The sequence below is a fragment of the Pseudomonas sp. G1002 genome (genome assembly GCF_013385455.1).
GTDB lineage: Bacteria > Pseudomonadota > Gammaproteobacteria > Pseudomonadales > Pseudomonadaceae > Aquipseudomonas.
In genome coordinates this window covers 95,330-105,084 of record NZ_JACAPY010000051.1, presented here as the reverse complement: position 1 = coordinate 105,084, position 9,755 = coordinate 95,330, and the positions used below count along the sequence as shown (strand labels likewise).

Sequence of the window (9,755 nt, the reverse complement as noted above, 5' to 3'; positions counted from 1 at the left end):
AAGCAGATCTGCTTTTCTGTGGGAGCGGGCTTGCTCGCGAAAAACCTGAGAGCGCCGCGTTCATCCAGAATGCCCGCGTCATCGTTAACGACCTTCGCGAGCAAGCCCGCTCCCACATTTGGACCGTGCCCGCTTTAGATTTTGCTTTTGCTTTTGCTCTTCAACACTCAAGACCCCATACAAGCCATCACGCAAATAACGGATATACACCCTTAAACCAAAACCTGGCCCAACTCTTGCTCTACCTCCTGTTACCGCACCCTCGACCCCTGTGCGGCGGAGACTCTTGACTATGGCAATCACCCCGAATTCGCTCCTTCAGGCAGCCCTTGCGGCCAAGCCTCAAGCGCCCGCTGCCAATCCACCGGCAGTGGCTGCGAACCCGCGGGACAAGGCCCCGGGCTTCGCTCAGGTGTTCGCCAACCAGGCCCCTGCGCCTGCGGCAAAACCTGTCGACACCCCCATCAAATCCACCCGCGACAAGCCTGCGGACAACAGCCCCAAGCCCGCCGCCAACAACGACAAGCCTGCCGCCGGCACCCCATCGGTTGCCGATAACGGCAAGACTTTGCCTGCCGCCCCGCCGGCCAAGGCGGACACCCCGGACACCACCGCCAAGTCAGACGACGATGCCCCGGCAGACGATCCGTCTCTGGCCCAGCAACCTCCGGTCGACCCTGCCGTAGACCCGGCGCTGATAGCCGCGGTAGTCCCTGTCCCCATCCCCGCTACGCCGGCGCCCGTCGAGACCCCGACGCCGGCCACCGCGAAGGATGACAAAAACCAGCCAGTCGTGGCGCCACCGATGGCCGCGACCGACGACGCCAAGCCCGCCTTCGACCCCGAGGCCGATCCGCTGGATGCAATGCCCGCCGTGCGCCTGGCCATGGAACAGGGCGGACACGTGTCCGCCAGCAGCCAGGCCCCGGCAAAAACCGCCCCGGCCCCGACCCAGGATCAGCCGACCGCCGCGCAAAACTTCGTCACAGGCCTGGCCAATATGGTCGACCAGCAAGCGTCCAAGGACAGCACCGACCAGGGCGGCGACAAAGCCTTTGCCGGTCTGATCGACGGCGGCCTCAAGGATTTGAAGGACGCCAGCAGCGACACCCGTGTCGATGACTTCGCCAACCGCCTCGCCGCGCTGACCCAGGCTGCCACGCCGAAAACTGCGAATGCCCTGCCGCCGGTGGCCAACGCGCCATTGGCCATGCACCAGAGTGGCTGGACCGATGAGGTGGTGAACCGGGTCATGTACCTGTCCAGCGCCAACCTCAAGTCGGCAGAGATCCAGTTGCAGCCCGCTGAACTGGGTCGCCTGGACATCAGCGTGAAGATGTCCGCCGACCAGCAGGCGCAAGTCACCTTCATGAGCGGCCATGCGGTGGTGCGTGAAGCCCTGGAAAGCCAGTCGGGCCGCCTGCGGGAGATGTTTGCCCAGCAGGGCATGGGCCAGGTCGACGTCAACGTGTCGGACCAGTCCCGTGGCTGGCAGGGGCAGCAGGGCCAGGACCAGCAACAGCAGAACCAGGCTCGCGGCGTCAGCGGCAGTGGCGGGCGGGGTGATGGGGTTGATGGCGGCGGTATCGGTGAGGTGGCTGAAGTGGCCGCGCCGGTGGTGCAGTCGGTGATTGGCTCCAGTGCCGTGGACTACTACGCCTGATCCGAGGCCTGGCGATGATCAAAATGTGGGAGCGGGCTTGCTCGCGAATACGGAGTGTCAGTCACCGTTACAGGTGCTGATCCACCGCTTTCGCGAGCAAGCCCGCTCCCACATTGGTTTTGCAGTGTCGGCGAAACCGTGACCGAACTGACAACTCTGGCATAACACTTGCTCTTGCCTTTCCCCAGAACTATGAATCCCAGAATAGTGACGGATTATTGGCATGGCGAAGAGCGACGACGCAGCAAAAGCACCCGCAGGCAAGGGCAAGCTCAAGCTTATCCTGCTGATTGTCCTGGCCTTGTTGCTGGCGATCGGCTTGTCCGTGGGGGCTACCTGGTACTTTATGCACAGTGCCCAGAGCAAACCGGCCGCCACGGCCGAGGTCAACCCCAACGTCAAGCAACCGGCAATCTTCGAGCCGATGCTGCCGGCGTTTGTCGCCAACTTCAATCAGAACGGCCGTCAACGCTACCTGCAGGTGAGCATTACCCTGCTGGCGCGTAACCAGGCAGACCTGGATGCCCTCAAGGTGCACATGCCAGTGATCCGCAACAACCTGGTGATGCTGTTTTCCGCCCAACCCTTCGACACCCTCGCCACCCCGGTGGGCCAGGAAATGCTGCGCCAGAAGGTCACTGCCAGCGTGCAGGAAGTGGCCCAGAAGGAAGTCGGCAAACCGGTGATCGAGCAGGTGCTCTTCACTAATTTCGTATTGCAGTAGGATCACGACATGGCCGTGCAGGACCTGCTGTCCCAGGATGAAATCGATGCGCTGCTCCATGGCGTCGACGATGGTCTGGTACAGACCGAAATGGCTGCCGAGCCCGGCAGCGTCAAAAGCTACGACCTGACCAGCCAGGATCGCATCGTCCGTGGACGCATGCCGACCCTGGAAATGATCAACGAGCGTTTTGCCCGTTACACCCGTATCAGCATGTTCAACATGCTGCGCCGCTCGGCGGACGTGGCGGTGGGCGGCGTGCAGGTGATGAAGTTCGGTGAGTACGTGCACTCGCTGTACGTGCCCACCAGCCTCAACCTGGTGAAGATCAAGCCGCTGCGCGGCACCGCGCTGTTCATCCTCGACGCCAAGCTGGTGTTCAAGCTGGTGGACAACTTCTTCGGCGGCGATGGCCGTCACGCCAAGATCGAAGGCCGTGAATTCACCCCGACCGAGTTGCGGGTGGTGCGCATGGTGCTGGAGCAGGCCTTCATCGACTTGAAGGAAGCCTGGCAGGCGATCATGGAAGTCAATTTCGAGTACATCAACTCGGAAGTGAACCCGGCCATGGCCAACATCGTCGGCCCCAGCGAAGCCATTGTGGTCTCCACCTTCCACATCGAACTCGATGGCGGCGGCGGCGACCTGCACGTGACCATGCCGTACTCGATGATCGAGCCGGTGCGCGAGATGCTCGATGCCGGTTTCCAGTCCGACCTCGACGACCAGGACGAACGCTGGGTGAAAGCCCTGCGCGAAGACCTGCTGGACGTCGACGTACCCCTGAGCGCCACCGTGGCCCGTCGCCAGCTGCGTTTGCGGGATATTTTGCACATGCAGCCGGGGGATGTGATTCCCGTCGACCTGCCGGAAGAACTGATCATGCGCGCCAACGGCGTGCCGTCGTTCAAGGTCAAGCTCGGTTCTCACAAAGGCAACCTGGCGTTGCAAGTGATCGAACCGATCAACCGTCGCTGATCCACCTTAATTTCTGCTCCGCCGAGGACATGTAATGGCTACCGAACACGAAAACACTTCCGCCGAAGACCAGGCCCTGGCTGACGAGTGGGCGGCTGCCCTGGAAGAAACCGGCGATGTCGGCCAGGACGATATCGATGCACTGCTGGCGGCCGATGCGGCCACTGCACCGGTTGGCAACCGCCTTCCCATGGAAGAGTTCGGCAGCGTGCCGAAGAACAATGACCCGGTGACCCTCGACGGTCCGAACCTGGACGTGATCCTCGACATTCCCGTGTCGATCTCCATGGAAGTCGGCAGCACCGAAATCAACATCCGCAACCTGCTGCAGCTCAACCAGGGGTCGGTGATCGAGCTGGACCGCCTGGCCGGCGAGCCGCTGGACGTGCTGGTCAACGGCACGCTGATCGCCCATGGCGAAGTGGTGGTGGTCAACGAGAAGTTCGGCATCCGCCTGACCGACGTGATCAGCCCGAGCGAACGCATCAAGAAGTTGCGTTGATATGAAGCGCTCATTGGTAGGACTGTTATCGACGCTGCCCTTGAGCGTAATGGCAGCAGAACCGGTTGCCCAGGCGGCTGCGCCGGCACTCGGCAGCGGTGTGGGCGGGCAACTCACCCAGTTGGTGCTGGGGTTGTTGCTGGTGGTGGGGCTGATCTTCGTGCTCGCCTGGGTGCTGCGCCGCGTGCAGCGCATCGGCCCGGGCAATGCCCAGGTCATCGAGCTGGTGGGTTCACGCGCCCTTGGCCCGCGGGACAGGCTGGTGCTGGTGCAGGTCGGCGACGAGCAGATCCTTCTGGGCATCACCCCCGGCCGCATCACCCCGTTGCACGTGCTCAAGTCGCCTGTGGAAGTGGCCCAGACTCAAGCGGCCACGCCGGAATTCGCCCAGCGCCTCATGGAGTTGCTGGGCAAGGATCAGAAGGATAAGAAGTAATGCGCGTTTTATTGACGCTCATGCTGTTGCTGGCAGCGCCGCTGGCGTACGCAGCAGACCCGTTGTCGATCCCGGCGATCACCCTGGGCACTAACGCGGCGGGCGCGCAGGAGTATTCGGTCAGCCTGCAGATCCTGCTGATCATGACCGCGCTGAGCTTCATCCCCGCGTTCGTGATGCTGATGACCAGCTTCACCCGCATCATCATCGTGTTCTCGATCCTGCGTCAGGCCCTCGGCCTGCAACAGACGCCGTCGAACCAGATCCTCACCGGCATGGCGCTGTTCCTGACGCTGTTCATCATGGCGCCGGTGTTCGACAAGGTGAACCAGCAAGCCCTGCAACCGTACCTGGCGGAGAAAATGACCGCCCAGGATGCGATCGACAAGGCCCAGGGCCCGATCAAGGATTTCATGCTGTCGCAGACCCGTTCCAGCGATCTTGAGTTGTTTGTGCGGTTGTCCAAGCGTACCGACATCGCCAGCCCCGACATGGCGCCGCTGACCATCCTGGTGCCGGCGTTCGTGACCTCGGAGTTGAAGACCGCGTTCCAGATCGGCTTCATGATCTTCATTCCGTTCCTGATCATCGACCTCGTCGTGGCGAGTGTGCTGATGGCCATGGGTATGATGATGCTGTCGCCGCTGATCATTTCGCTGCCGTTCAAGATCATGCTGTTTGTGTTGGTGGACGGGTGGGCGCTGATTATCGGCACCCTGGCCGGCAGTTTCGGTGGGGTGTAGGCCATGACGCCAGAAGTAGCAGTCGACCTGTTTCGCGAAGCCCTGTGGCTGACCACCATGATGGTCGCCGTACTGGTGGTGCCGAGCCTGTTGGTGGGCCTGTTGGTGGCGATGTTCCAGGCCGCGACCCAGATCAACGAACAGACCCTGAGCTTTTTGCCGCGCCTGCTGGTGATGCTGATCACCCTGATCGTCGCCGGCCCGTGGCTGGTGCAAACCTTCATGGAATACATCCTGCAGCTGTACGGCAGTATTCCGCAGTTGATCGGCTGACCCCGTGAATTCGATGCTGGCCTTGACCGACACCCAGATCAGCACCTGGGTGGCCTCGTTCATCCTGCCGTTGTTCCGGGTCACGGCCGTGCTGATGACCATGCCGGTGTTCGGCACCACCCTGGTACCACGGCGCATCCGCCTGTATTTCGCGGTGGCGATCACCGTGGTCATCGTGCCGGGCTTGCCGCCGATGCCGCCGGTGAATGCCCTGGACCTCAGTGCAATGATGCTGATCGCCGAGCAAATCATCATCGGCGCCTTGCTGGGCTTCTCCCTGACGCTGTTCTTCCAGGCCTTCGTGATCGCCGGGCAGATCATCTCGATCCAGATGGGCATGGGCTTCGCGTCCATGGTCGACCCTACCAACGGCGTGTCGGTGGCGGTGATCGGGCAATTCCTGACGATGCTGGTGACCTTGCTGTTCCTGGCCATGAACGGCCACCTGGTGGTGTTCGAGGTGATGACCGAAAGTTTCACCACCTTGCCGGTGGGCAGCGGGTTGGTGGTCAATCATTTCTGGGAGCTGGTGGGGCGCTTGAGCTGGGTGCTCGGTGCATCCCTGCTGTTGGTATTGCCGGCGATCACTGCGCTGCTGGTGGTCAACATCGCCTTTGGCGTGATGACCCGGGCGGCGCCGCAGTTGAACATCTTCTCCATCGGTTTCCCGTTGACCCTGGTGCTGGGCATGGGGATTTTCTGGGTCGGCATGGCTGACATTCTCAATCAGTATCAACCGCTGGCGACCGACGCCTTGCAGTTTTTACGTGACTTGGCGCGGGCGCGGTAAGCCATGGCCGAGAGCGAGAGTGGCCAGGACAAGACAGAAGACCCCACGGAGAAACGTAAAAAGGACTCCCGGGAAAAGGGCGAGATTGCCCGCTCCAAAGAGCTCAACACCCTGGCGATCATGCTCGCCGGTTCCGGCGGCCTACTGATCTATGGCGGTGGCCTGGCCCTGGACCTGATGGAGTTGATGCGCCTGAATTTCTCCCTGCCCCGCGACGTGCTGCTGAGCCCGGGGGCCATGGGTTTGTACCTGCTGCACTCGGGCAAGATCGCGATCCTCGCGGTGCAGCCGATCCTCATCACCTTGTTGCTGGCGGCCCTGATCGGCCCGATTTCCCTCGGCGGCTGGCTGTTTGCCGCCGGCAGCCTGGCGCCCAAATTCAGCCGGATGAACCCGGCGGCCGGGCTCAAGCGGATGTTTTCCACCAAGGCCCTGGTGGAACTGCTCAAGGCCTTGGCCAAGTTCATCCTGATCCTGTTTGTGGCGTTGACGGTGTTGTCGTCCGACATCGACGACCTGCTGCGCATCGCCCATGAGCCGATCGAGCTGGCGATCATCCACAGTGTGCAAGTGGTGGGCTGGAGTTCGCTGTGGATGGCCTGCGGGCTGATCATCATTGCTGCGGTGGATGCGCCGATCCAGCTGTGGGAAAGCCACAAGAAACTGCTGATGACCAAGCAGGAAGTGCGCGACGAGCACAAGGACCAGGAAGGCCGGCCCGAGGTCAAGCAGCGGATTCGCCAGCTGCAGCGCGAGATGTCCCAGCGCAAGATGATGGCCTCGGTGCCCGATGCTGATGTGGTCATCACCAACCCGACCCACTACGCCGTGGCGCTCAAGTACGACCCGGAGAAGGGTGGGGCGCCGATGTTGCTGGCCAAGGGCAGTGATTTCACGGCGTTGAAAATCCGCGAGATTGCGGTAGCCAATGACATCCTGCTGCTGGAATCGCCGGAGTTGGCGCGGTCGATCTTCTACTCCACCGACCTGGACCAGGAAATTCCGGCCGGGTTGTATCTGGCGGTGGCTCAGGTGTTGGCGTACGTGTATCAGATCCGCCAGTACCGGGCGGGCAAGGGCAAGCGGCCGGATCCGCTCAAAGACCTGCCGATTCCGCCGGATTTGCGTCGGGATTCCTGATTTTGTAGCGTCCCTCCTGGCCTCTTCGCGAGCAAGCCCGCTCCCACATTTGACCGTGTATATCCTGTAGAAACGCGGTCAAATGTGGGAGCGGGCTTGCTCGCGAAGGCGTCCGCCCAAACAACAGAAATCCCCCTGAGCGTTCCCGCAATTGCATCTCGCACCGTGTAAGTCGCGGGCGAGGGCGCTACCTCAATCAGCGTGGCGAGGGAGCAAGCTCCCTCGCCACAGGTGATGTGCACGCGGCGGTATGTCGTTGCTGGCCGCCGGAACGATCTGCTTCCTCAAGCAAAAGTTGGAAGGCTTCTTGCAATACCGCCTCCAGGACGCTTTCCGGCGTCAAAAGTTTGCTTCAAGGAAACGAGGAATACCGGTGGATCGCTCTCAAATGCTCAGCACGGCCCGTGGCACCCTGACTGACCTCTCGCGAGGCAATCTGGGTGTGCCGTTGTTGCTGCTGGTGATGCTGGCAATGATGATGTTGCCGATGCCGCCGTTCCTGCTGGATGTGTTCTTCACCTTCAACATTGCGCTGTCGGTCGTCGTATTGCTGGTGTGCGTATACGCCCTGCGGCCGCTGGATTTCGCGGTATTCCCGACCATCCTGCTGATCGCCACCCTGCTGCGGCTGGCGCTTAACGTGGCTTCCACCCGGGTGGTGATGCTCCACGGCCAGGACGGCCACGCCGCCGCGGGCAAGGTGATCCAGGCCTTCGGCGAGGTGGTGATCGGCGGTAACTACGTGGTCGGTATCGTGGTTTTTGCGATCTTGATGATCATCAACTTCGTGGTCGTGACCAAGGGCGCCGGGCGGATTTCCGAGGTGAGCGCGCGTTTTACCCTCGACGCGATGCCCGGCAAGCAGATGGCGATCGACGCCGACCTCAACGCCGGCCTGATCGACCAGAACCAGGCCAAGGCCCGTCGCCTTGAAGTCGCCCAGGAAGCCGAGTTCTATGGGTCCATGGACGGTGCCAGCAAATTCGTGCGCGGCGACGCCATCGCCGGCCTGTTGATTCTGTTTATCAACCTGATCGGCGGCATGGCGGTCGGCATCTTCCAGCACGGCATGACCTTCGGCGACGCCGGCAAGGTTTACGCCCTGCTGACCATCGGTGACGGTTTAGTGGCGCAATTGCCATCACTGTTGTTATCTACAGCTGCGGCGATCATGGTGACCCGTGCTTCGGGCTCCGAAGATATGGGCAAGCAGATCAGCCGGCAGATGTTTGCCTCGCCCAAGGCGCTGGCGGTGGCGGCAGGCATCATGGCGATCATGGGCATCGTGCCGGGCATGCCCCATGTCTCGTTCCTGAGCATGGCCGCCATGGCCGCCGGCGGTGCCTACCTGTTCTGGAAAAAACAAAACAACATCAAGGTGATTGCCCAGCAGGAAGTGGCGCGCCAGCAGGAACTGCTGCCATCGCCGGCCCGCGCCCTGGAAACCAAGGAGCTGGGCTGGGACGACGTGACCCCGATCGACATGATCGGCCTGGAAGTCGGCTACCGCCTGATTCCCCTGGTGGATCGCAACCAGGGTGGGCAATTGCTGGCGCGGATCAAGGGTGTGCGCAAGAAGTTGTCCCAGGACCTGGGCTTCCTGATGCCCACCGTGCACATTCGCGACAACCTCGACCTGGCCCCGAGCGCCTACCGCCTGACCCTGATGGGGGTGATTCTGGCCGAGGCCGAGATCTACCCGGACCGCGAACTGGCGATCAACCCGGGCCAGGTGTTTGGCAGCCTCAACGGGATTACCGCCAAAGATCCGGCTTTTGGCCTGGAAGCGGTATGGATCGAAATCAGCCAGCGCAGCCAGGCGCAGTCGCTGGGCTACACCGTGGTCGACGCCAGCACTGTGGTCGCCACCCACCTCAACCAGATTCTGTACAAGCACTCCCACGAGCTGATTGGCCACGAAGAAGTCCAGCAACTCTTGCAATTGCTGGCCAAGGCCTCGCCAAAACTCGCCGAAGAGCTGGTACCGGGTGTGCTGACCACCTCGCAACTGCTCAAGGTGCTGCAAGCGCTGTTGGCCGAGCAGGTGCCGGTGCGGGACATTCGCAGCATTGCCGAAGCTATCGCCAACAATGCCGCCAAGAGTCAAGATACTGCCGCCCTGGTGGCCGCAGTGCGCGTCGGATTGTCGCGTGCAATCGTCCAAAGCATTGTAGGGCTTGACTCCGAGCTGCCTGTTATCACCTTGGAACCAAGGTTGGAACAAATATTGCTCAATAGTATTCAGAAGGCTGGGCAGGGCGCTGATGAGGGCGTGTTGCTGGAGCCAAGCATGGCAGAGAAGCTGCAACGTTCGTTGATCGAGGCCGCGCAGCGCCAGGAAATGGAAGGCCATCCGGTGATCCTGCTGGTGGCTGGCCCCGTCCGGGCGATGTTGTCGCGGTTTGGACGCCTGGCTATACCGAATTTGCACGTATTGGCTTACCAGGAAATTCCTGACAATAAGCAAGTGACTATCGTCGCGACAGTAGGGCCCAACGGCTGAGGT

At 61.7% G+C, this 9,755-nt stretch carries 10 protein-coding genes; all 10 read left to right on the top strand.

Features of this window, described 5'->3' with window-relative positions:
• Positions 1–292: 292 nt before the first annotated feature.
• Positions 293–1,663 (top strand): flagellar hook-length control protein FliK, encoded by a 1,371-nt coding sequence (locus HX801_RS29130; RefSeq protein WP_177023225.1) that lies wholly within the window; start codon positions 293–295, stop codon positions 1,661–1,663.
• A 223-nt stretch (positions 1,664–1,886) separates the two neighbouring features.
• Positions 1,887–2,387: a flagellar basal body-associated protein FliL gene (gene fliL, locus HX801_RS29125; RefSeq protein ID WP_003214560.1), complete on the top strand. Its 501-nt coding sequence runs from the start codon at positions 1,887–1,889 to the stop codon at positions 2,385–2,387.
• Positions 2,388–2,396: 9 nt separating this feature from the next.
• Entirely contained in the window at positions 2,397–3,365 is a 969-nt protein-coding gene (gene fliM, locus HX801_RS29120; protein WP_003214559.1) for a flagellar motor switch protein FliM, read from the top strand.
• A 34-nt stretch (positions 3,366–3,399) separates the two neighbouring features.
• Positions 3,400–3,867 carry a flagellar motor switch protein FliN gene (fliN, locus tag HX801_RS29115; RefSeq protein WP_003214557.1) on the top strand — a complete coding sequence of 156 codons (468 nt, stop codon included), beginning with the start codon at positions 3,400–3,402 and terminating at the stop codon, positions 3,865–3,867.
• Position 3,868: 1 nt separating this feature from the next.
• A complete protein-coding gene (gene fliO / locus HX801_RS29110; RefSeq protein WP_023659254.1) occupies positions 3,869–4,303 on the top strand; it encodes a flagellar biosynthetic protein FliO in 435 nt (144 codons plus the stop codon).
• The gene (gene fliP, locus HX801_RS29105; protein ID WP_003214554.1) at positions 4,303–5,046 is read left to right on the top strand and encodes a flagellar type III secretion system pore protein FliP; all 744 of its coding nucleotides are present in this window, start codon (positions 4,303–4,305) and stop codon (positions 5,044–5,046) included. Before fliO ends, fliP begins: the two co-directional genes overlap by 1 nt.
• A gap of 3 nt (positions 5,047–5,049) precedes the next feature.
• On the top strand, positions 5,050–5,319 hold the full coding sequence (gene fliQ / locus HX801_RS29100) for a flagellar biosynthesis protein FliQ (RefSeq protein WP_003214552.1): 270 nt from the start codon (positions 5,050–5,052) through the stop codon (positions 5,317–5,319).
• A 13-nt stretch (positions 5,320–5,332) separates the two neighbouring features.
• Positions 5,333–6,109: a flagellar biosynthetic protein FliR gene (gene fliR / locus HX801_RS29095; protein ID WP_003214551.1), complete on the top strand. Its 777-nt coding sequence runs from the start codon at positions 5,333–5,335 to the stop codon at positions 6,107–6,109.
• A gap of 3 nt (positions 6,110–6,112) precedes the next feature.
• Positions 6,113–7,249, top strand: a complete 1,137-nt coding sequence (gene flhB / locus HX801_RS29090) for a flagellar biosynthesis protein FlhB (protein WP_008430191.1) — start codon at positions 6,113–6,115, stop codon at positions 7,247–7,249.
• A gap of 388 nt (positions 7,250–7,637) precedes the next feature.
• Complete coding sequence (gene flhA, locus HX801_RS29085; RefSeq protein WP_218165981.1) at positions 7,638–9,752, top strand: flagellar biosynthesis protein FlhA; 2,115 nt, start codon at positions 7,638–7,640, stop codon at positions 9,750–9,752.
• Positions 9,753–9,755 lie beyond the last annotated feature (3 nt).

Excerpts from the sequence above, each read along its gene's own strand:
- HX801_RS29130 (WP_177023225.1), top strand. The coding sequence starts at position 293 with ATGGCAATCACCCCGAATTCGCTCCTTCAGGCAGCCCTTGCGGCCAAG.
- fliL (WP_003214560.1), top strand. The coding sequence starts at position 1,887 with ATGGCGAAGAGCGACGACGCAGCAAAAGCACCCGCAGGCAAGGGCAAG.
- fliM (WP_003214559.1), top strand. The coding sequence starts at position 2,397 with ATGGCCGTGCAGGACCTGCTGTCCCAGGATGAAATCGATGCGCTGCTC.
- fliN (WP_003214557.1), top strand. The coding sequence starts at position 3,400 with ATGGCTACCGAACACGAAAACACTTCCGCCGAAGACCAGGCCCTGGCT.
- fliO (WP_023659254.1), top strand. The coding sequence starts at position 3,869 with ATGAAGCGCTCATTGGTAGGACTGTTATCGACGCTGCCCTTGAGCGTA.
- fliP (WP_003214554.1), top strand. The coding sequence starts at position 4,303 with ATGCGCGTTTTATTGACGCTCATGCTGTTGCTGGCAGCGCCGCTGGCG.
- fliQ (WP_003214552.1), top strand. The coding sequence starts at position 5,050 with ATGACGCCAGAAGTAGCAGTCGACCTGTTTCGCGAAGCCCTGTGGCTG.
- fliR (WP_003214551.1), top strand. The coding sequence starts at position 5,333 with ATGCTGGCCTTGACCGACACCCAGATCAGCACCTGGGTGGCCTCGTTC.
- flhB (WP_008430191.1), top strand. The coding sequence starts at position 6,113 with ATGGCCGAGAGCGAGAGTGGCCAGGACAAGACAGAAGACCCCACGGAG.
- flhA (WP_218165981.1), top strand. The coding sequence starts at position 7,638 with ATGCTCAGCACGGCCCGTGGCACCCTGACTGACCTCTCGCGAGGCAAT.